25 protein-coding genes are annotated in these 20,759 nt (G+C 68.2%); 11 read left to right on the top strand and 14 right to left on the bottom strand.

All coding sequences use genetic code 11. The features are described from left to right. Window positions 1-6: 6 nt before the first annotated feature. Window positions 7-876, top strand: coding sequence for a 1,4-dihydroxy-2-naphthoate polyprenyltransferase (locus tag NA3_RS29870; protein ID WP_062967286.1), 870 nt, complete (start codon window positions 7-9; stop codon window positions 874-876). 20 nt (window positions 877-896) lie between these two features. Here NA3_RS29870 and NA3_RS29865 read toward each other — a convergent pair whose 3' ends face one another. From NA3_RS29865 to NA3_RS29845, 5 genes are all read right to left on the bottom strand, one after another. After that, entirely contained in the window at window positions 897-1,286 is a 390-nt protein-coding gene (locus NA3_RS29865) for a phage holin family protein (RefSeq protein WP_062967284.1), read from the bottom strand. A gap of 71 nt (window positions 1,287-1,357) precedes the next feature. Then, the gene (locus NA3_RS29860) at window positions 1,358-1,948 is read right to left on the bottom strand and encodes a Clp protease N-terminal domain-containing protein (RefSeq protein ID WP_062967282.1); all 591 of its coding nucleotides are present in this window, start codon (window positions 1,946-1,948) and stop codon (window positions 1,358-1,360) included. Continuing rightward, window positions 1,948-2,169, bottom strand: coding sequence for a helix-turn-helix domain-containing protein (locus NA3_RS29855; RefSeq protein WP_030516234.1), 222 nt, complete (start codon window positions 2,167-2,169; stop codon window positions 1,948-1,950). Before NA3_RS29855 ends, NA3_RS29860 begins: the two co-directional genes overlap by 1 nt. A 95-nt stretch (window positions 2,170-2,264) precedes the next feature. Continuing rightward, window positions 2,265-3,350 carry an L-cysteine desulfhydrase Cds1 gene (gene cds1, locus NA3_RS29850; RefSeq protein ID WP_062967280.1) on the bottom strand — a complete coding sequence of 362 codons (1,086 nt, stop codon included), beginning with the start codon at window positions 3,348-3,350 and terminating at the stop codon, window positions 2,265-2,267. Between the two features lie 52 nt (window positions 3,351-3,402). Further along, on the bottom strand, window positions 3,403-3,741 hold the full coding sequence (locus NA3_RS29845; protein ID WP_030516232.1) for a DUF4229 domain-containing protein: 339 nt from the start codon (window positions 3,739-3,741) through the stop codon (window positions 3,403-3,405). Between the two features lie 222 nt (window positions 3,742-3,963). Here NA3_RS29845 and NA3_RS29840 point away from each other — a divergent pair, with 222 nt between their 5' ends. Next, complete coding sequence (locus NA3_RS29840; RefSeq protein ID WP_051025198.1) at window positions 3,964-4,197, top strand: BldC family transcriptional regulator; 234 nt, start codon at window positions 3,964-3,966, stop codon at window positions 4,195-4,197. Between the two features lie 82 nt (window positions 4,198-4,279). Next, complete coding sequence (locus NA3_RS29835) at window positions 4,280-4,483, top strand: hypothetical protein (RefSeq protein WP_062967340.1); 204 nt, start codon at window positions 4,280-4,282, stop codon at window positions 4,481-4,483. Between the two features lie 99 nt (window positions 4,484-4,582). Here NA3_RS29835 and dapA read toward each other — a convergent pair whose 3' ends face one another. Continuing rightward, the gene (gene dapA / locus NA3_RS29830; protein ID WP_062967278.1) at window positions 4,583-5,461 is read right to left on the bottom strand and encodes a 4-hydroxy-tetrahydrodipicolinate synthase; all 879 of its coding nucleotides are present in this window, start codon (window positions 5,459-5,461) and stop codon (window positions 4,583-4,585) included. A gap of 71 nt (window positions 5,462-5,532) precedes the next feature. On the opposite strand from dapA, the gene NA3_RS29825 reads away from it, so the two are divergent. Further along, a complete protein-coding gene (locus NA3_RS29825) occupies window positions 5,533-6,429 on the top strand; it encodes a LysR family transcriptional regulator (RefSeq protein ID WP_062967276.1) in 897 nt (298 codons plus the stop codon). Here the strand turns inward: NA3_RS29825 and NA3_RS29820 are convergent. After that, on the bottom strand, window positions 6,422-7,096 hold the full coding sequence (locus tag NA3_RS29820) for a hypothetical protein (protein ID WP_062967274.1): 675 nt from the start codon (window positions 7,094-7,096) through the stop codon (window positions 6,422-6,424). The two genes, NA3_RS29825 and NA3_RS29820, sit on opposite strands and share 8 nt — an antisense overlap. Window positions 7,097-7,259: 163 nt before the next feature. On the opposite strand from NA3_RS29820, the gene NA3_RS29815 reads away from it, so the two are divergent. The 4 genes from NA3_RS29815 to NA3_RS29800 all read left to right on the top strand — a co-directional run bounded on the left by NA3_RS29815 (window position 7,260) and on the right by NA3_RS29800 (window position 10,112). Then, window positions 7,260-8,138 (top strand): helix-turn-helix transcriptional regulator, encoded by an 879-nt coding sequence (locus NA3_RS29815; protein ID WP_227995577.1) that lies wholly within the window; start codon window positions 7,260-7,262, stop codon window positions 8,136-8,138. A 39-nt stretch (window positions 8,139-8,177) separates the two neighbouring features. Then, window positions 8,178-9,155 (top strand): quinone oxidoreductase family protein, encoded by a 978-nt coding sequence (locus NA3_RS29810; RefSeq protein ID WP_062967272.1) that lies wholly within the window; start codon window positions 8,178-8,180, stop codon window positions 9,153-9,155. A gap of 129 nt (window positions 9,156-9,284) precedes the next feature. Continuing rightward, entirely contained in the window at window positions 9,285-9,512 is a 228-nt protein-coding gene (locus tag NA3_RS29805) for a deoxyribodipyrimidine photolyase (RefSeq protein ID WP_227995578.1), read from the top strand. Window positions 9,513-9,659: 147 nt separating this feature from the next. Beyond that, a complete protein-coding gene (locus NA3_RS29800) occupies window positions 9,660-10,112 on the top strand; it encodes a nuclear transport factor 2 family protein (protein WP_084491986.1) in 453 nt (150 codons plus the stop codon). Window positions 10,113-10,270: 158 nt separating this feature from the next. On the opposite strand, the gene NA3_RS29795 is transcribed toward NA3_RS29800, so the two are convergent. Then, window positions 10,271-11,449 (bottom strand): helix-turn-helix domain-containing protein, encoded by a 1,179-nt coding sequence (locus tag NA3_RS29795; protein ID WP_062967268.1) that lies wholly within the window; start codon window positions 11,447-11,449, stop codon window positions 10,271-10,273. Window positions 11,450-11,555: 106 nt separating this feature from the next. Here NA3_RS29795 and NA3_RS29790 point away from each other — a divergent pair, with 106 nt between their 5' ends. The 3 genes from NA3_RS29790 to NA3_RS29780 all read left to right on the top strand — a co-directional run bounded on the left by NA3_RS29790 (window position 11,556) and on the right by NA3_RS29780 (window position 14,192). Then, window positions 11,556-11,861: a hypothetical protein gene (locus NA3_RS29790; protein WP_062967266.1), complete on the top strand. Its 306-nt coding sequence runs from the start codon at window positions 11,556-11,558 to the stop codon at window positions 11,859-11,861. Next, window positions 11,858-12,070: a MarR family transcriptional regulator gene (locus NA3_RS29785; protein WP_128145600.1), complete on the top strand. Its 213-nt coding sequence runs from the start codon at window positions 11,858-11,860 to the stop codon at window positions 12,068-12,070. Before NA3_RS29790 ends, NA3_RS29785 begins: the two co-directional genes overlap by 4 nt. A gap of 748 nt (window positions 12,071-12,818) precedes the next feature. Further along, the gene (locus NA3_RS29780; protein ID WP_062967334.1) at window positions 12,819-14,192 is read left to right on the top strand and encodes a wax ester/triacylglycerol synthase domain-containing protein; all 1,374 of its coding nucleotides are present in this window, start codon (window positions 12,819-12,821) and stop codon (window positions 14,190-14,192) included. On the opposite strand, the gene ccsB is transcribed toward NA3_RS29780, so the two are convergent. From ccsB to hemL, 6 genes are all read right to left on the bottom strand, one after another. Next, on the bottom strand, window positions 14,185-15,177 hold the full coding sequence (gene ccsB / locus NA3_RS29775; RefSeq protein ID WP_062967263.1) for a c-type cytochrome biogenesis protein CcsB: 993 nt from the start codon (window positions 15,175-15,177) through the stop codon (window positions 14,185-14,187). The genes NA3_RS29780 and ccsB overlap by 8 nt on opposite strands. 2 nt (window positions 15,178-15,179) lie before the next feature. Continuing rightward, window positions 15,180-16,883 (bottom strand): cytochrome c biogenesis protein ResB, encoded by a 1,704-nt coding sequence (resB, locus tag NA3_RS29770; protein ID WP_062967261.1) that lies wholly within the window; start codon window positions 16,881-16,883, stop codon window positions 15,180-15,182. 5 nt (window positions 16,884-16,888) lie between these two features. Then, complete coding sequence (locus NA3_RS29765; RefSeq protein ID WP_062967332.1) at window positions 16,889-17,710, bottom strand: cytochrome c biogenesis CcdA family protein; 822 nt, start codon at window positions 17,708-17,710, stop codon at window positions 16,889-16,891. Window positions 17,711-17,760: 50 nt separating this feature from the next. Beyond that, a complete protein-coding gene (locus NA3_RS29760) occupies window positions 17,761-18,339 on the bottom strand; it encodes a TlpA disulfide reductase family protein (protein WP_062967330.1) in 579 nt (192 codons plus the stop codon). A 26-nt stretch (window positions 18,340-18,365) separates the two neighbouring features. Beyond that, entirely contained in the window at window positions 18,366-18,971 is a 606-nt protein-coding gene (locus tag NA3_RS29755; protein WP_062967326.1) for a histidine phosphatase family protein, read from the bottom strand. A 200-nt stretch (window positions 18,972-19,171) separates the two neighbouring features. After that, window positions 19,172-20,509: a glutamate-1-semialdehyde 2,1-aminomutase gene (gene hemL / locus NA3_RS29750; RefSeq protein ID WP_062967328.1), complete on the bottom strand. Its 1,338-nt coding sequence runs from the start codon at window positions 20,507-20,509 to the stop codon at window positions 19,172-19,174. Between the last annotated feature and the right edge of the window lie 250 nt (window positions 20,510-20,759).

The following is a 20,759-nucleotide window of genomic DNA, read 5'->3' as shown; positions in this document are numbered from 1 at the left end:
CCGGATATGGCTAGTGCAGCACAATGGCTCGAAGGCGCCCGCCCGCGGACGCTGCCCAATGCGATCGCCCCGGTCCTCGTCGGCACCGGCGCGGCCGCGTCGCTGGATGCCGCGGTGTGGTGGAAGGCCCTGTTGAGCCTGCTCGTTTCGCTGGCTCTGATCATCGGCGTCAACTACGCCAACGACTACTCCGACGGCATTCGCGGCACCGACGACGAGCGCGTGGGCCCGCTGCGTCTGGTCGGTTCGGGTCTGGCGAGTCCGGCCGCGGTGCGCGGCGCGGCGATCGCCTGCCTGAGCGTGGGCGCGATCTTCGGGTTGATCCTGGTGATCACCACGGCGTGGTGGCTGCTGCTGATCGGCGCGGCCTGCCTGGCCGGCGCCTGGTTCTACACCGGCGGCAGTAAACCGTACGGCTACAGCGGTTTCGGTGAGATCGCCGTCTTCGTCTTCTTCGGCCTGGTCGCGGTGCTGGGTACCGAATTCGTGCAGGCGGAACGGCTCGACTGGGCCGGACTGGTCGGTGCGATCGCGGTCGGCGCGTTCTCCAGCGCGGTGCTGGTCACCAACAATCTGCGCGACATCCCGACCGATTCGGTGACCGGGAAGACCACCCTCGCCGTCAAACTGGGCGACACCCGCACCCGCACCCTGCATCTGGTGCTGATGGTGGTGCCGTTCGTGGCCTCGCTGCTGCTGGTGCTGCGCACCCCGTGGGCCCTGGTGGGCCTGCTGGCGATACCGCTCGCCGTCCGATCCCACGCCCCGGTGCGGGGTGGGCAGCAGGGTCCGGGATTGATTCCCTCGCTGCGCGATACCGGCTTGGCGATGCTGGGATGGTCCCTGCTCACCGCACTGGCGCTCGGCCTCGGCTGACGAGCGGCGGCACCGCAGCGTCAGTCCCGGCCGCCCTCGGGAACCAGGACGCCGAGCACCCAGTTGACGAGGGTCACGATGATCGCACCGAAGATCGCCGCCCAGAACCCCTCGACCCGCAGGCCGTAATCGGTGGTTTCGGTGATCTTGGCGGTCAGCCACAGCATGAGGGCATTGATCACCAGCAGGAACAGCCCCAGCGTGACGATCACCAGCGGTAGCGACAGCAATTTCACGATCGGCTTGATCAGCGCGTTGACCAGTCCGAAGACGATCGCGACGCAGACCACGACGAGAATCTTGCCGCCGGTGCCCGCATCGGGCGGATCCTTCAATTCGATACCGCCGACCCAGGCCGCCGCGAGCCAGATCGCGAGGGCGTTGATCGCCAAACGGAGCAGAAGTGCCATGCGGCAATGCTAACGGCGGACGGGACGGGTTACCGGTCACGCGCTGCGCCCCTTCCCCCGCCCCGTGCTCGTCACGCCGCGCGGTCGAGCATTTCCTGAACCGCGCCGCGTACTCGTTCCATCCCGTCGTTCCCGCCCAGCAGTTCTCGCGTGGCAGGGTTGGGGGCGCGCAGGATGCCGAGTAGCACGTGCCCCGCCTCGATGCGGTCGTCACCACGGGAGATCGCCTCGCGCAGGGACAGTTCCAGCGTCTTCTTGGCCTCGCGGGTGAAAGGGATGTGCCCGAAGGTCATTCCGCCGCCGAACCGGAAACGCCCGCGGCCCTTGTCCGGAACCGGGACGGCCTCGTCGAAGGCGCCCTCGCCGAAGCTGGCCTGCACACTGTCGCGCACCGCGTCCAGATCGATGCCGATCGACCTCAGCGCGGCCGCGTCCTCCTCGCCCAGCGGTTCCTCCGCCCGCGGCCGGCCCGGGAGCGAACTCCGGATCGCTTCGGCGGTGATGCCGTTGTCCTCCAGCACTTTTCGCAGCTGAGCGTCGGCGCAGGTCGCGAGCCCCAGCAGCAGATGCTCGACATCGATACTGGGCGAACGCAATTCACGCGCTTCCTCCTGCGCGTCCACGACGGCGGAGCGCGCCGCTTTGGCAAATTTCTCGAACATCAGCGGATTCCGCCTTTCCGGTTGTACTTCTGATGGACCGCCTGCCGGCTGACCTCGAGCGCCTCGGCGATGGCCTGCCAGGACCAGCCCTGCTTACGGGCATTGGCCACCTGGATCGCCTCGAGCCGTTCGAGCAGTCGCCGCAGAGCGAGCACCGCGCGCAGGCCGACCTGGGGGTCGGGACTGCCCGCGGCGGCCGCCAGGGTTGTCGCTTCACTCATGCATGTCAATTTACGTTGACATCACGGGCGCGTCAATCAAAATTGACACCGCGCGTGTTCACCTGCGGCGAACGCCGATGCAGTGATTCCGCGGCTCAGGCGGTCCAGATACCGGTGGCGGTGAATTCGTCGAGAATCGCGTGCGACTCGTCCAGGTCCAGCCCCTGCCCCGCGACCCACTCGTCGTTGAAATACGTTCCGGCATAACGGTCCCCGCCGTCGCACAGCAGCGTCACCACGCTGCCCTCGCGACCGGCGGCGATCATCTCGGCGATGAGGGCGAACGCACCCCACAGATTGGTTCCGGTGGACCCGCCCACCCGCCGGCCGAGCACGTCGCTGGCGTGGCGGCATGCGGCGATGGAGCCGACGTCGGGCACCTCGATCATCCGGTCGACCACATCGCCGATGAAGGAAGGCTCCACCCGCGGCCGGCCGATTCCCTCGATTCGCGACGGCATACCGGTCTGATAGCCCGAGTCCCCGACCTCGTATCCGCCGTAGAACGCCGAATTCTCCGGATCCACCACGGCCAGCCGGGTGGCGTGGCGCCGGTAGCGGATATACCGGCCGATGGTCGCGCTGGTCCCGCCCGTGCCCGCGCCGACCACCACCCAGTCCGGCACCGGGTGGGTCTCCAAAACCATTTGCTGGTAGATGGATTCGGCGATGTTGTTGTTCCCGCGCCAGTCGGTGGCCCGTTCCGCGTAGGTGAACTGGTCCATGTAGTGGCCGTCGCATTCGGCGGCCAGGCGCACGGCCTCGGTGTAGATATCGGGCGCTCGGTCGACGAAATGGCAGCGACCACCCTGCGCCTCGATCAGGGCGATCTTCTCTGGCGAGGTCTTCGCCGGCACCACCGAGACGAAGTCCAGGCCGAGCAGTTTCGCGAAATAGGCCTCGCTGATCGCCGTCGATCCCGAGGACGCCTCGACGATGGTCGTCCCCTCGCGCACCCAGCCGTTGCAGATCGCGTACAGGAACAGCGACCTCGCCAGCCGATGTTTCAAGCTGCCGGTCGGATGGGTGGACTCGTCCTTGAGATACAGCCGCACCCCCCATTCGGGAGGCAGGGGATACCGCAGCAGGTGGGTGTCGGCGCTGCGCTGCGCATCGGCCTCGATCAGCCGCACCGCATTGTCGACCCACTCTCGCGAAGTACTGCGATCGCAGTACTTCACCGCAGCTCCCGCCCGCTCACAGCGCGGTTGTCGCTCACTGCGCGGTTGTCGCTCACTGCGCCTCCTCGCCGCGCAGGCGAGCTCGCAGATTCGCTTTGTCGTTGCGGCGTTTCTCGTCGACCGCCGCGATGTCCTCGTTCACGCGCGCACGCAGCCGCTTGAACAGCACCAGCGACAGCGGCATCGCCACGACCAACGCGAACAGCAGCGCGACGATCAGCGGAATGTCGACGTTCACCACGTGCGCCACCACCAGGATGATCGCGGCGATCACGGCGACCAGAGCCAGCCGGGCCAGGGTGTACAGCGCCAGATTGCGCGCGAGCCGCCGACCCGCCGAGGCCGGGGCCCGATCGCTCGCGGCGTCGTCGGATCGGGATGCTTCACTCACACGACCAGGGTAGGCGACGCCGCCGCACCCGTTCCGACCTGCCCGGGTCCCGGCGAATTCGATCGCCGGAGGTTCGCCGAGGTAACGAACCCAGCCGTACGTATATCCGATTTGTCTATTACTTCCCCTTTACCAACGTTAGATCGTTCGAACACCTGGGGGTCCGGGTGCAACGATGTCGCTATCTGATGAGGGATCTGTCGATTACGGAAAGGTTTGCGAATGACTGCGATCACCGCGGCGAGCCGCACGTTGGGTTCCGTCAACGGCCAGGAGGCCCTCCTGACCCCGGGCCAGGTGGCGGCGCTGTTCCACGTCGATCCGAAAACGGTCACTCGGTGGGCACATGCTGGGCGGCTGGGCTCGCTGCGCACCCCTGGCGGCCATCGCCGCTTCCGTGAGTCCGAAGTTATGCAGCTGCTGAAGTCGCTGACCACCGAGGCGACCCGCCCCTGAGCCGACAGGACCGCCCATTCCGGCGGTCACAGTGCGACAGGTACGCGCACGGGATTACCCTCGATGTCAGGAGGTGAGCGACGTGGCGTACCTGTTGGCACTCATCGCGGTCGTGGCTGTCGCGGTGCTGTGCTGGAAAGCGTTCGGACCGGAGCATGCGCCCCGGATCGGCATCGGACGGGGGCCCGAGAAGCGACGCCGAGTCGTGGGTCCCGATGACGATCCCGAATTCCTGTGGCGGATCTCCCGCCAACATCGCGACGGCGATCCCGGCTCGGATCACTGACGCACATAGCCTCATCTCGGGTGACGGCCGGCGGGCGGTAGGTCCCGTCGCGCGCTGAGGTGATCGGCCTGCTGCACACCGATCGGGCATGCCGCGGGCTCAGCCGATGGGGCCCGCAGCGGCCAGTGCCGCCGATACGGAATCGGCACAGGCCGGCAGTAGGGGCAGGCGTACGTGCGCGCTCGGTATCCGGCCCTGTGCCGCGAGCACCCCTTTCACCACGGTCGGATTGGCCTCGGCGAACAGTGCCCGCGCCAGCTCGACCAAGCGATTGCCGATTTTCCGCGCCGCCTCGATCCGCCCCTCCCGCCAGGCCGCGATCAACTCCGCATAGGCCGCGGGCGCCACATTCGAGCACGTCAGAATGGCCCCCTGCGCGCCCATCGCCAGCAGCGGCGCCGCGTACAGATCGTCGCCGCACAGCACCGTCGTCCGGTCGCCGACCGCCGCCAGCCACGCGACCGTGGTCTCGTCGATGACGCCGACGGCATGTTTGAAGCCCGCGACATTCGGCAGTTCGGCCAGTGCGGTCAATGTTTCCGGATCGAGCGGCCGGCCCGTGCGATGCGGGACGTTGTAGATCAGCAGCGGCACCGGGCTCCGCTGCGCGAGCCGCCGGAAATGTTCCACCACACCTCGCTGCGACGGTTTCGTGTAATACGGGACCACCGTCAGCGCTGCCGCGACGCGCTCGTCCAGTGCGGCCACGGCGTGCTCGGAATCGGCGGTCGAATTCGAGCCGGTGCCCACGATCAGCGGCACGTCACGCTCGGCGCAGACCTGGGCGCAGATGTCGACGACCCGGCGCTTCTCCTCCGCCGTCAGGGTGGCCGGCTCACCGGTGGTACCCAGGGCGACGATGCCGGAGGCGCCCGCATCGAGAACCTCGTGCGCGAGCCGGCCGAGGGCGTCGCAGGCCAGCTCGCCGTCCGCCGTGAACGGCGTGACGAGTGGAACGAAGAGACCGCTGAACGTCATGCCACCTACCCTTGTCGAGGCGTTGATTCAGGTCCAGTTCACAAATCTTCCTTCGAGCTTAAGCTGAACTTATGCTCGATGTTCGCCGCCTACGGCTCCTGCGGGAATTGGCCCATCGCCGGACGATTGCTGCGGTCGCCGAGGCCATGTCCTACACCCCGTCGGCGGTATCCCAGCAGCTCACCGCGCTGGAACGCGAGGCAGGAGTCACGCTACTGGAACGCAGCGGTCGCCGCGTCACCCTCACCGCGGCGGCGTGGCGCTTGGTGGAGCACACCGAATCGGTCCTCGCGATCCTCGAACAGGCGGAGGCCGAACTGGCTACCGCCGAGCTCACCGGCGCCCTGCATATCGGCGCCTTTCCCACCGCCGTGCAGCGGATCCTGCCGCATGCGCTGGTTTCGCTCAGCCGCGCCCATCCGCGCTTGGAACTGCATGTGACGGAACTGGATCCGGCGGCCGTGCCCGCCGCACTGCGCGCCGGCACTCTGGATATCGCGCTCATTCAGGAATACGATTACGTGCCCGCCGAACCGGAGGCCGGCCTGGAAACCGAACCGTTCCTGGAGGAACCGGTATACCTGGCCGCCCGCACGACTCAGCCGTTGTCCGCCTACCGCGATGCGGCATGGATCTCCGGAACGCCCGGCACCCTCTGCCACACCATGACTGTAAGAGCTTGTGAGGCAGCGGGTTTCGTGCCGCATATCCGCCACCGCTCCGACGATTTCGGCACCGTCCTCGCCTTGGTCGCCGCCGGCCAGGGGGTCGCATTCATCCCCCAGCTCGCGATTCCCCTTCATCCCGAAACCGACACCACCCCGGTCGAATTGACACCGCTCCCCATTCGCCGCCGCACCCGGATCGCCTACCGCGCCGGCACCCGCACCCACCCCACGATCTCCGCCGCCCGCACCGCCCTGCACGCCACCACCGGAACCATCCCCCCGGTGGAAGAGCTCACCTGAACTGCCGAGCCGTACCAGCCTCAGACCTGCGGCCGTCGACCACCGTTCGGAGTTCTCCGGGATCCCAGAAATCTCGGACACCCGGGAGGTCGGACAGGTAGTGCAGAATGCGGTCCGGAGGCCAGCCGTGGGATTCGCCGAGGCCGCCGGCCAGCATGCCGAGGTAGCGCGCGGACGGTTTGGTGAGGTCGGTGGTCTGCGGGCTGCCGGGGGAGGTGAAGGTCAGGACCGGGATGCCGTCGGCGTGGTCGACGTGCCACAACGTTTCGTAGCGGCCGTCGCCGAGTTGCACGGAGCCCTGGCGAACCACCTCGGAGGGATCGAAGTCGGGGCCTTCCCCGGGCTGGCGGTGCATTTCCTGAGCCATCAGATCGCTGAACTGGCCCACCGTGAGCAGGTAGCCACGCGCGGCCGCGCCCACCGGCCAGTCCGGTGGCGGCCGGTGGGCGTAGAACGCCACACCACCGCTCCACACCGGGCTCTGCCCGGCGAAATAGACGCATCCGGGAAGTGACAGCGGACAATTCCGCGCGGGCGGCGTGGGATCGCGGAACCCCCCGTAGAGTCGCGGGGTGCCCGGCGGATTGCCGCCCGCCCGGTAGTAGGTGAACCGCTTCTCGAACAGGTTCGATCCGTAAGCGGCGTACCACACGCGCTCCGCGGTCATCGGAGCTCGGTTCCTTCCGGAATGGCCACATCCCGACCATACGGGAGGACCGGGTGTGACCTGCGGCACCTGCGGTCCGCGGTGGGGGGCCGGTTACCGGTGGCGTGTGCACGATCAATTCGGGCTCACGACATCGGCACCGCCGCCTCACTATCGTGAACGAGTGAGTATCAGCGCGAGCGATGATCCGCGCGGCACGAGTGCACGGGATCGGCGGCGGCAGGAACTGCGCGAATATCTGCGCAGCCGCCGGGAACGGCTCACGCCCGCCGAGGTGGGCCTGCCGGAGGCCGGGCGGCGCCGCACTCCCGGATTACGACGCGAAGAGGTCGCCGTGCTGGCCGGGGTCGGGGTGTCCTGGTACACGTGGCTCGAGCAGGGGCGCGATATCAAGGTTTCGGGCGAGGTGCTCGATGCGGTGGCCCGCGCGCTGCTGCTCGACGAGGCCGAGCGCGCACATCTGTATCGCCTCTCCGGTCTCAACCCGCCGCAGCGCGAGGCGGCGCCGTCGGTCCCGGCCTCTCCGCAGATGCAGGCCCTGCTCGACGCCTGGGCGCCGCGCCCGGGATACATCAGGGACCGGCATTGGAATTTCACTGCCGTCAACGACGCCGCACGCCGCGTGTTCGGCTACGGCGACACCGACCACAACTGCCTGGTGTCCTACTTCACCAATGCCCGCTACCGCGTCCTGCACCAGCAGTGGGCGGAGAATGCGCCGGGCGTGGCGGCCGGCTTCCGCGCCGACTCCGCCCGCTATCCCGACGATCCCGAATTCGACCGCATCGCAACCGATCTCGCGCAGGTCAGCCCGGAGTTCGCCGAACTGTGGGCGCGCCACGACGCCGCCGAACACAGCGTCGCGGTGAAGGCCGTCGAACATCCCGACGTGGGCCTGCTGATCTTCGACGCCACGCTGTTCCCGGTGCCCGACCATCCCGGCCACCACCTGATCCTGCACAATCCGCGCCCCGGCACCGACACCGCCGAACGCCTGGAACGGCTGTTGCAGCCTGGTGGTGCCACACCCAGGATGAGCTGACACTGCCACCTCGCCTGTCTCGCGCCGAGGATCGTTGTCATGAGCAACGCACAGATGCAGGCGATCACTATCCCCCAATTCGGTCCCGCGGAGGTGCTGCGGCCGGCGACCGTCGACATCCCGGAACCCGGTCCGGGCCAGGTCTCCATCGATGTCGCCTACGCGGGAGCGAATTTCGCCGAGGTGCTGTACCGGCAGGGCGTGGTCGGTGTGCCGTTGCCGTTCGTGCCGGGGATCGAGGTCTCGGGCCGGATCCGCGCCGTCGGACCGGACGTGGCGGGGCTGACGGTCGGCCGGCCGGTCGCGGCGCTGACCATCGTCGACAGTGGCGGTTACGCCGAGGTCGTCGTCACCTCCGCCGCCCTGGTCGCACCGCTGGACGGTCTCGACCTGAGCCTGGACATCGCGGCCGCGCTGCCGTCCAACAGCACCACCGCTTTCCTGGTTCTCGATCGCGTGGCGCGGATCGAACCCGGCGAGAGTGTGCTGGTGCATGCGGCGGCGGGCGGCGTCGGCAGCCAGCTCGGCCAGGCCGCGCGGTTGCTCGGTGCGGGCCGGGTGGTCGGCACCGTCGGCAGCGCCGAGAAGGTCGCGGTAGCGGAGTCCTTCGGTTACGACGAGGTGATCCTTCGCGAGAACGTCTCCAGCACAGGGGAATTCGACATCGTGGTCGATATGGTCGGCGGGCCGGCCCGTCGCGCGAGCCTGGATCGGCTTCGTCCGCTGGGCCGAATGATCGTGATGGGCAACGCATCCGGCGCCGAGGATGTCGGAGTTTCGGCGAACGAGCTGTGGTTCACCAGCAAAACGGTCTCCGGATTCAATCTCGCCGCCTTCGCCGCCGCCTATCCCGCCGAAGCCGGAGCCGCGCTGCGCCGGGCCGTCGACGCCGCCGCGCGCGGGGTGCTTCGCGTCCAGGTCGAGTCCCTGCCGTTCGACCAGGTTGTGGAGGCGCATCGACGCATCGAGTCGGGCTCCAGCACAGGCAAGTTGGTATTGGCGACTACGAAAGGATGACGACCCGGACGGCGTGTGGATCCCCGTCGATCCCTTCGCCGTTTGCGGTCTCGGCGCACGGGTACTGCTGAGAAGCCGCACACCGGAATCCCTTTCGGCCCGGACACTCGCGGCACAGGAGGAGTGATCATGAACTTGTTGCTGGCTGCCGCCCACACCGATCCGGAAGCTGCCGGATTCATTCTGCGCGGCGTCAAAGGAATCTTCGTCGCCATCGGCAGCATCATCGCCGCGTTCATCTGCGCCGCCATCGCTGCCGCCAAGGGCCGCAACCCGATCGGCTGGGGGCTGTTCGGATTGTTTTTCAGCATCCTGACCCTCATCGTGGTCATCGTCGTCCCCAGCAAGAAATCCTGAAAGTTCTTCGCGCACAATTCGCCCCGGAGATCCGTTCTTCCGGGGCGAATTGTGCACCGTGACCGTCACCCCGGCGTCGATGACGGTTCATTCGCATGACCTCGGAGGTAATGGACGCGCGGACCCGGGCCGGGCAGAGTCGGAACAGTGAACGATTCCGCTCCCACCCGCGCCGTCGTGGAAGATCTGCTGGCCCGCATGGCCGGCGGCGATCCGGAGAAGATCGCCGCGCTGTACGCCCCGACGAGCGACTGGAAACTGAACTGGCCGGAAGACGAGCACGGCCGCGCCGCCACGCCGTGGATCACCCACCGCTCCACCCGCGCCGACGCGGCCGCGCATTTCCGCGACATCGCTGAGCACCATATCCCCGAAGAGGTCGGCACGGTGGTCGAGCGAATTCTCGTCGACGGCCCGGATGCGGTGGTGCTGGGCGAAATTCGCCAAACCGCACGCGCAACCGGACGCCCCTACCGCGCCCGCTTCGCCCTCCACCTCACAGTGGAGAACGGCCTGATCACCCGCCACCACGTCTACGAGGACAGCCTTGCCGTCGCCCGGGCGTTCGCCCCGGACACCACGACCGTAGAAGCGCCGTGAGATAACGACCGCCTCGATCCCACATATCCGTTCGGTGCGGGCGACCCCTGAACTCATCGTGCAAACCTCGCCGATTTCTCGAGTTTTCCGCAAATCTCATCGAGGTTGGCACGAAAAATTCAGGCCGACACCGCGAAGCGGAGAACCAGTGGGGTTCGCTAGAGCCCCGCCCCGATCCACGCCGCGAACCCCAGCAACCCCTCGGATTGACGGCGTTGCGCCGCGGCGATGCCGTACACAGTTTCGCGCACCGAAGGATGCAGCCGCGTCTGCTGCGGTGCGGCGGCACGGGCTTTGTTGAGCGCCGCCAGCGCTCGATCCGGCTTGCCGGACATCAACCACGCGCGCGCATTGTCCTGCCAGTGATGGCCGACGCGTGGTGCCGCGACGTCGGACGGGATCCGCAGTTCCGCGCCCTCACGGGCCGCTCTCCCTGGATCGCCGGCTTCCAATTCCACAGCGCAGGCATGAATTTCGACGTTACCCGGGCCGAAATCCGTCGTGTACAGGTCGCTCTCACGGCTCATCGGTCGCGCGATGTCACGGGCGGCGGCGATGTGGTCCTGTGCGAGTTCCAAACGGCGGCCGCGCGCTGCCACGATCGCCGCGCGCAGGTGCCCGTAACCGCGCAAAACCCGTTCTCCCTGGGTGGTGCCTGGAACCAACGCCATCCCTCGTTCCACCAAATTCATTGCCACATCCGTTGAGTCGTGCGCCATGAGCAGCCGCGAGCGCTTCATCAGGCTGCGAACCGCATACCCGGGGTCGTCGGCGCGCGACGCGACGGTATCGAGCCGGTCGAGCACCAACGCGGTCAACGACGAATATCCGAGCCGGCAGCATGCCCCTTCCGCTGCGATGTAGGCCGCGCACAACATGCCGTACGCTGCGGCGCGCCCCGCGTCATCGGAAGCCGTCTCGGTCGCACCGTGCAGACGCCGAATCAGATTCGGTAGCAACGCAAGAGCGCGACGCGTCCGATCGTTGTGCAACGCAGCTTCGACCGCCTCGAGTTCGGCGCGCAGCTCGGCAGCGGTCGTCGGCTCCAGTGCCTGCACATATGAACCTTCGGCAAGCACGGCGCGCAGCTCCGGCAGACCTTCGAGGGGCCCGTCCTCTTCGAGCGTCTCGAGATAGGGCGTGCCCTGCAACCTGTCCGGGTCCACCCCCAACGCCCTGGAAACCGCCGCAATGAACCCCGGCGACGCGACCTCCCGCCCCTGCTCGACCGCCTTCACCATCGACAGCGAGTAGTTCGCGCGCGCCGCCAACTGACGCTGCCCCAGACCGGCAATCTTGCGCTCGGATGCGATCCGCCGCCCCACGTGTTCGCCCATGCTCCGAGAGTAGATCGATACCGCCGCCCTGTCCCCCTGTCCCTTCACTGGCCCTCGGGCCTCCTACCTGCGCCGAATCTGACATACACAGACAGGAGGGGTAGGGATGAGAACACGTCCGACAGCGCTGGCCTGGATCGATCCGGAGGTCAGCACGGCGCCGAATTGGGATGCGGCACAGGTGAAACGGCTCGCGCGCCACCTCGGTTACACACTGCTCTGGCCAGTCCCGCATCGGACGATTCCGCTGATCGACCAGATCCGCACCGCCGATGTGGATGCGATCGTCATGCCTGCACCCGCCCACCTCGACGCCCGCACGCTCGACCTGATCATGCACCTCGCGGACGTCGAAACAGCGTGTCCTCGCTTGTCTTTCGCACGGTGGAGCGCATCCGGAGCCCCGGCGTGACTCCGAGCGAGCGCGCCGTCCTGCGCACGCTCGCGCCGGGCGGTCTGCTCACCACCGACCAGCTGCAACGCGCCACGGCGCACACGACGCGAAGCGTTCGCAACGCCCTGGCCCGCCTGCACGCGCGCGGTCTGATCGTCCCGAGCCGGGACCGCTGCCGATGGCAGCTGAGCCCGCGTGGTCGCGCCGTCGCGGCGACGATCCGGTGATCGGCCTGCTGATCGCCGCGGGTCTCCCGGCAACCGTATTGCTCTGGGCCGCATGCTGGCCGACCTGTACAGGCGAAACCTTGTTCCGGCCGGCGCGACGCAGTGACCGCCCGCGGCCACCCTCGGAGGACGTCCGCGCGAGAGGAGGGCAGTGCCCCACCCGCTGGGCGGCTCAGACCCACAGAAGTGGGGCACCGGTTCATCCCCTACCAACGAAGGCCGACGTATCCGCTCCCCAGGGAGGGCAACCTTCGCGCCAACACCGTAACCGGTATCAGCCCTCCGGTTAGGTCGCATTAATGCGATTGCAATGAATCGTTACCTCCCTGTCGACCCCGGGCCGCAACCCCGCAGGTACACGCCCACATCCGTGTCTACGCAGGTTGACGCCGCCTTGACCGCATTTGCCTCCACCTTCCCGATTCCCGGCACGAGATCGCAAGATTGCGCCACACGGACCGAGGGTTATCGCGCACCGCCGACCCACATACCGCACCGCGCGAAGCCGGCAGAACCCACACCCGCGCTGACCGCGCCTCACCCGACAGCCGCGAGGACGGCAGAGTAAGCCGACGCGCCTCGTAGCTGCCCGCCGACGGCCCGGACCGGCACGAGTCCTTCGGTCACGGCGGCACCGACGTTCGGCCCTACCGGCACGAAGGGTGCGGTGAATACGGTCGAGACACGAGCGGCCCCGGGAGTCGTATCCGCGGCGATCACGGCGCCGGTCCTCAGCGAAGGCAAGCCGATGACGGACACGCGCGAATCTCACCTCAGCCAGTCCGACCTGTTCTCGTGGAGTATGGAGCGCGACGCGATCCTGCGCTCGACGATCGTCTCGGTCGTGATGCTCGACGCGGAGCCCGACTGGGAACGACTGGTGCGGGCCATCGATCGCGGCACCCGGGTGGCGCCCCGCTTCCGCGATCGGCTGGTCGCCCTGCCGGCCGGGCTCGCGCCGCCGCGCTGGGAAGCCGATCCCGACTTCGACCTGTCCTGGCATATGCGGCGGGTCGCTTTACCAGCCGCGGTCGACCGGACGGCGGTGTTCGAATTCGCCCGCGTCGAGGCCATGACGGCCTTCGACCCGGTCCGCCCGCTGTGGCAGGTGACCGTGCTCGGCGATGTGACCGGTGGTGGCGGCGCGCTGGTGCTCAAGGTGCATCACTGCCTGACCGACGGCTTGGGCGGCATCCAATTGGCCAACGAGATCGTCGATTTCACCCGTTCCGGCGGCGAACCTCGTCCGGATCCCGAGCCCGCTCCGGCAACCCGCGGTGGGCTGGCCGACATCCTCGGATGGAACTGGGCGGTGGGGTCGGAGTTGCTGCGCGGCGGCCTCGCGCATGTGCTGCCGCTGGCCCGCCACGCCCTCACCGACCCGGTGGGGACTGTGCGCGACGGAGTGAGGCTGGCCGTCTCGATCGGCAAGCTGGCGCGACCGGTGGTCGGCACACTCTCCCCCGTGATGACGAAACGTGGTCTGGGGCGCCATCTTTCGACCCTCGACGTCCCGCTCGAACCGCTGCGCCGCGCCGCGCACACGGTCGGCTGCACCCTCAACGACGCCTTCCTGGCCGGGGTGGTCATCGGGCTGCACCGCTATCACGAACTGCACGGGTCGGAAGTCGAGCGGCTGCGGGTCACCATGCCGGTCAGCGTGCGCAAGGACACCGACCCGATCGGCGGGAATCGCATCACGCTGGTCAGATTCGTGCTGCCGGCCGGCATGACCGACCCGGCCGCGCTGATGCCCGTGCTGGACGCGATGGTCGTCGGCTGGCTGCACGAACCGGCGATCCCCTATTCGGCCGCCGTCGCCGCCACGCTCAACCGGCTACCCGTCGCCATCGTCACCGCGATGCTCGAGCACGTGGACTTCGTCGCCTCGGACGTCCCCGGCTCCCCCGTGCCGATCTACATCGCCGGCGCAGCGGTCGAGCGAATGTACGCCTTCGGCCCCACCATCGGCACGGCCTTCAACGTCACCCTCATCTCACACGCCGATACCTGCTGCGTGGGCATCAACACCGACACCGCCGCCGTGCCCGACGTGGAAGTCTTCACCGACTGCCTCGCCGAAGGCTTCCACGCCGTCCTCGAACTGGGTGAAACTAGTTGAGTCCCGCGTACGAGTGCAACCCGCTCACCACGATGTTGATGATGAACAAGTTGAACAGCATCGCGACGAAACCGGCCACGTTGATCCAGGCGGCCTTGGTTTCGCGCCAGCCGGAGGTCGCGCGGGCGTGCAGGTAGGCGGCGTAGATGACCCAGGCGATGAAGGAGACGGTTTCCTTCGGGTCCCAGCCCCAGAAGCGGCCCCACGCGCTTTCGGCCCAGATGGCGCCGAGGATGATGCCGGTGCCGAAGAGGGGGAAGGCCACGACCGTCGTGCGGTAGGCGAGGCGGTCGAGGGTGCGGGCGTCGGGGAGGCGGCGGGCGAGGGCGCCGAGCGGGTTGCTCGATTCCTGGCCTTCCGGCTGGTACATACGCAGCAGGAACAGCAGGCTCGCCACGCCGGAGAGCATGAAGATGCCGCTGCCGACGCTGACGATGGTGACGTGGATCGGCAGCCAGTACGACTTCAGCGCCGGAACCACGGGCGCGGCGTCGGCATAGAGCACCTGGCCGGCCAGGAACATCAGGATCAGCACCGGAACCAGCAGGAAGACCCACATCGCGCGGTACCGGCGATCGTGGATGAACACCAGGCCGGTGACCATCGCGGCCGCGGTCGCCATGGTGATGAACTCGTACATGTTGCCGAGCGGGAAGCGGTGGGTCGCGAAGCCGCGCAACACGATCGAGGCCAGATGCAGGCCGATCGCGACGAAGACGACCGCGAACGCCATATTGCCGAGTTGCTCCGCCAGCGAACGCTTCGGGGCGGGCTCCAGCTTGCCGGGCACGATCGGCCGGTCCGCGCTCGCGCCACCGGAGGCGCCGACGCCGACCAGTTCGCGCTCACGCTCCTGCGCGCTGGTCACCTTCTTCTTCGCCGAGGCGTACTGCACGATCAGCATCGCCAGCACCAGCAGATAGACGACGAACGCCGTCTTGAAGGCGAGATTGCTGTAACCGGCGAGTGTTTCGTCGATCGGCATGTTCACTCTCCCGTGCTCTCGGTCCGGGCGACCGGGCGCTGATCCGTGGGGCTGCCGATGTCGGTGCGATCGGAGCCCAGCAGCCGCGTCAGCAAGCGGTCGAACTCGCCGCCCCAACCCGCCTGGTCGGTGCGGGCCAGCCCACCCATTTCTACTACAGTACGTCGTTCACCGGAACCGCCCGCGTCCGGGCCTTCCGGATAGGCGCGCAACCAGATCCGCCGCCGCTTCACCACCAGCGAGACGAGCAGCCCGGCCATCATCGTCAACGCGCACACCAGCACCCAGTTCTGCGCCGGGTCGTGGGAGACCTGCAGATTCGCATACTGCTGCGCACCGTCGAAGGTGACCTTGGTGCCGTCGGCCAAGGTGGCCGATTCACCGGGCCGCAGATTGACGCGCTGCTGCTTCGTCAACCGGCCCTGTTTGATCATCTCCGGATCGAGGGAGAACAGCGACTGCGCGCGCCCGGTGTCGAGTCCGGTCTCGCCGCGATAGATGTCGATCGCCACCGCCGGATCGGTCAGACCCGGATACGACGAGGTCAGCAGGCTGCCGTGCATCAGCGCGGTGGGGGCGAACAGGCCCTCGATCGCGATCTGGTTCTTGCGGCGCTCGTCCTCGCTGCCGTACATGCCACCCGGCGGGTCGAACCGCATCACACCGCTGGACAGGAAGGTGGCGCCGTCGTCGGGCCGCCACTGGATGGTCTCGGTGCGCTTCTGGCCGTTCGGGTAGGTGACGGTGAACGTCGGCGCGTACCCGTGTCCTTGCAGGTAGACGCGGTCTCCGGCGACGCGCAGCGGATGGTTGACCTGGATGGTGGTGTCCCGCCAGGTGTCGGTTGCCAGATCATCGCCGGTCTGATAGGAGATGTTCGCGGTGAACATCTCGGCCTGGCCGTTGGGCAGATAGTCGGCCTTGAAGTCCTTGACCCGCACGCAGACCGGGGTCAGCCCGGTGCCGTCGTTGACCCGGCCGGCCTTGAAGGAATCGAAGACCGCCGGTGAGGTGGTGCAGAATCCGGGACCGCCGTCGGCGACGACGATCACGTTGCCCTCGTAACCGAACAATTTGCCCGCCGCCACCGCGACCAGCAGGCCGACCAGCGCCAGGTGGAAGACCAGATTGCCGAGCTCGCGCAGATAACCCTTCTCCGCCGAGAGCGTCACCTCACCGGGACGGCCGTTGCGCGCCTCGGAACCGTCGCGCACCACGGTGCGCCAGCCGCGCAGCCCGCGCCGCGCCTGCTCGATCGCCTCGGCGGGTGTGTCACCGGTGGTGGTCGCGGCGTGGTGCGGCAGCCGGGACAGGTTGCGCGGCACCATGACCGGCGGTGTGCGCAGCGCCTTGTAGTGGTCGAAGACGCGCGGCACGATGCAGCCGACCAGCGAGACGAACAGCAGAGCGTAGATCGCGGTGAACCAGAAGCTGGAGAACACGTCGAACAGCTGCAGCCGGTCCATCCACGGACCGAGGGTGCCGCGATCGGCGATGTACTTGTCGACTTTCTGCGGGTTGAGACTGCGCTGCGGCAGCAACGCCCCCGGAATCGCCGCCAGCGCCAGCAGGAACAGCAGCATGAGCGCCGTGCGCATACTGGTCAATCCGCGCCACGCGTTGCGCAGCAGCGCGAACGCGCGGCGCGGCAGCGACTGGCGCGGCGGCTTCGCGGCGGTGGACGGGGGCGTCATCGTGGCAGTCATGGGGCTCAGATCGGCAGGGTTACCTGGGAGACGAAAACATTGCGGATCCATCCGACGAACTGATCCCACATCCCGGTGACCAGTGCGATGCCGACCACCACGAGCAGGATGCCGCCGATGATCTGGATGGTGCGCGAATTGCGCCGGAGCCAGCCGACTCCGCGCAGCGCGGTGGCGGACCCGAACGCGAGAATCACGAACGGCAGGCCGAGACCGAGGCAGTACGCCACGATCAGCGCGACACCGCGAGCGGCCGTCGCGCCCTCGGTCCCGGCGGATACCGCCATCACGCCGGAGAGCGTCGGGCCCAGGCACGGCGTCCAGCCGAGGGCGAAGACCGCGCCCAGCAGCGGTGCGCCGACGATTCCGGTGAGCCGGCGCGGATGCATTCTGGTGTCGCGCTGCAACATCGGCACCAGGCCGAGGAACACCAGCCCCATCACGATCGTCACCACACCGCCGATGCGTTGCAGCAGTTCACGATTGACGTTGAGGGTCTGGATGACCCCGAAGACCGTGGCCGAGGCCAGCACGAACACGACGGTGAAACCGGCGACGAAGAGCCCGGCCGCACCCGCGACCCGCATCCGGCCGGTGCGCAGCGCGACGGCCGCGCCCTTGCCCTGGGCTTCGTCCACGGTGACCGGCGGCGCTTCGGCGCCCACGAGCCCGGCCAGATACGACAGATATCCCGGCACCAGCGGCACCACACACGGCGACGCGAACGAGACCAGTCCGGCGAGCAGGCAGGCGCCCAACGCCAGCAGCAGCGGCCCGGTGGCCGCGGTCTGCTGGAACGATTCACCGACCGAAGCCAATGCCGGCAACGCCGGAGAAGCCACCGCCGGGGACGCCAACGCCGGCGCTGCCAGAGCCGTCACTGCCGGCCCTCCTGCGCGACCTGATTCACCACCGGCAACAGATCCTCGGCCAGCAACGACCGCAGGAAGACCGCGGCGACGCGATGCTGTCGATCCAGCACCAGCGTGGTGGGGATGACGCTGGTGGGAAATTTGCCCCCGAGCGCCAGCAAGCTGCGCATCTCGGGGTCGTAGACGGAGGGATAGCCGACGTGATTGTCGGTCACGAAGTCGCGTGCCTTGTCCTGTTGCGGATCACGCACATTGATCCCGAGGAAGGCGACGCCTTTGTCCTTGGACTGTTCGTAGACCTGCTCCAGCGCGGGTGCTTCGGCCCGGCACGGCCCGCACCACTGTCCCCAGAGATTCAGCACGACGACCTGATTCGGGAAGTCGTCGACCGATACGGTCTTGCCGGTCATCAGATTCGGTCCCGAGAGGTGGCCGATCGTGCCGCGGGCGGCCGGTGGGTCGTACCGGATATCGGTCTTGCCGCCGGGTGAGACGAAATCGAAGGTGCCGCCCTGGGCGACCGCGTCCTTACCCGACGAACAACCGGCCAGCGCGGCGACGACCGCCACGCAGGCCAGCAGCATCGGCAGCAGACGCCGGACCGCCCCGCTCACGCCCCGGTCACCCTGGGGTCCGAGCCGCCCGACGGCTCGGAGTAGACGATGTCGATCAACGTATCGCCTTGGTACACAAGCGAAGTCAGCGAGGCCAGCGAGCACTGCCGCTGCCGTGGATCGTGCCACAGCCGCTTGCCCTCCAGGAAGCGACGCAACGTCCACACCGGCAGCTGATGCGATACCACCACGGCCTCGTGCCCGGCCGCCTCCACCCGCGCCTTGTTCACGGCGGCGAGCATGCGATGCGCGATCTGCAGATACGGCTCACCCCACGACGGGGTGAACGGATCGCGCAACTTCCACCAGTGCCGCGGCTTGCGCAGCGCGCCGTCGCCGACCGACACCCGCAGCCCCTCGAAGGTGTTGCCGGCCTCGATGAGGTTGTCGTCGGTGCGCACGATCAGCCCGTGCTGTCCGGCGATCGGCGCGGCGGTCTCCTGGGCGCGCTGCAGTGGCGAGGCCACCACCAGGGCGATGTCGTGATCGGCCAGGGTGCGCGCCACCGTCGCCGCCTGCGAACGACCCGTGACCGAGAGACTGAAGCCGGGCAGGCGGCCGTACAGGATGCCGTTGGGGTTGTGCACCTCGCCGTGGCGCATCACGTGCACGATGGTCTCGGTATCCGAGGCGACGTCACCGGGTAGCGAGGGAATCTTGCCGGCATCGGCTCCCGAGCCGGGAACGGGCGCCCGCGACGATTCGGTGTCCCCGTTCGCCGCGGCCGCACCGGACGACGCCGGTTCTTCATGCGAAGGGGATTCTGTTGCGGCAGTGACGGATTCGAGCTGATCTGAGTCGCTCACGCGCGGGATCCTTCGGGTGTGGCGGCCGCGGCTGCCGCGGCGGCGGCGGGCAGTGCGGCAGCGATACGGTCGAATGCGTCCTCGTCGAGGGCGGCCGAGACGAACCAGGCCTCGAACGGGCTCGGCGGCGCGTAGACGCCACCTTCCAGCAGCGCGTGGAAGAAGGCCGGGAAGCGCCAGGTGGCGGTGGCCTTCGCGGTGGCGTAGTCGGTAACCGGACCCTCGGCGAAGAACACGCTCACCATATTGCCCGCGAATTGCACGGTGTGCGCGACCCCCGCGGTGGTCAGAGCCTCGGTGATCAGGGATCCCAGGCGCTCGGCATTGCGGTCGAGAGCGGCGTAGACATCCGCGTCGGCGGCGCGCAGCGTGGCCAGCCCGGCCGCCACCGCCACCGGATTACCCGAGAGCGTGCCGGCCTGATAGACCGGCCCGATCGGAGCGAGGTGGTCCATGACCTCGGCGCGGCCGCCGAAGGCCGCGGCGGGAAGCCCGCCGCTCATCACCTTGCCGAAGGTGTACAGGTCGCCCGCGACCGGATCGCGCCCGTACCAGCCCGCCGCACTCACGCGGAAGCCGGTCATCACCTCGTCCATGATCAGCAGGGCGCCGTGCCGGCTGGTCAGCTCGCGCAGGCCGGCGTTGAATCCGGGCAGCGGCGGGACCGCGCCCATATTGCCCGCGGCCGCCTCGGTGATCACGGCGGCGATCTGCCCCGGATATTCGGCGAAGGCGGTGGCGACGGCTTCGAGGTCGTTGTAGGGCAGTACCAGGGTGTCGGAGGCCTGCGCCCCGGTCACGCCCGGCGAGGTCGGCAGGCCGAGGGTGGCGACACCCGAGCCGGCATCGGCCAGCAGCGCGTCGACATGGCCGTGATAGCAGCCGGCGAACTTGACGATCTTGCTGCGCCCGGTGAACCCGCGCGCCAGCCGCACCGCGCTCATGGTGGCCTCGGTGCCGGAGTTCACCAGCCGCACCCGCTGCACCGGATCGACGCGGGCGGCGATCGCCTCGGCCAGTTCGATCTCGGCCTCGGTGGGCGCGCCGAAGGACAGCCCGCTCGTGGCGGCACGCTGCACCGCGTCCACGACGGCCGGATGCGCGTGCCCGAGGATCATCGGCCCCCAGGAACACACGAGGTCCACATAGTCGTTGCCGTCGGCGTCGGTGAGCGTGTACCCGCGCGCCGAAGCGATGAATCGCGGGGTGCCGCCGACCGAATTGAAGGCCCGCACAGGCGAGTTCACACCGCCGGGGATGATCGCGGCGGCGCGTTCGAAGAGTCGGGCGGAGACCGGCACGTTTACCTGGGTCGCGCGCGGAGAAGAACTCACGACCACCAGTGTCGCAGCCCCCGCCGAAGCGGTCGACGACAGGGTGTAGTGGGGTGAGCCACCCCACAAGCCGAGGCGCCGTATTGTACTCCCATCGACTCGATCAGTGGTTTGCCGAGAATTTCCTCACATCGGCCGGTCCCCGCCCGCGAGGCAACACGCGGCGTGAATTTCCTGGCATAAGGGTTGTGGCCTGATTGCCCATGCGTAACCTCGTACCCATCATCACGCTCCACGGCCGGGAGGGTTC

Source organism: Nocardia africana NBRC 100379 (assembly GCF_001612635.1).
GTDB lineage: Bacteria > Actinomycetota > Actinomycetes > Mycobacteriales > Mycobacteriaceae > Nocardia > Nocardia africana.
This window is presented reverse-complemented; position numbering and strand designations above follow the sequence as displayed.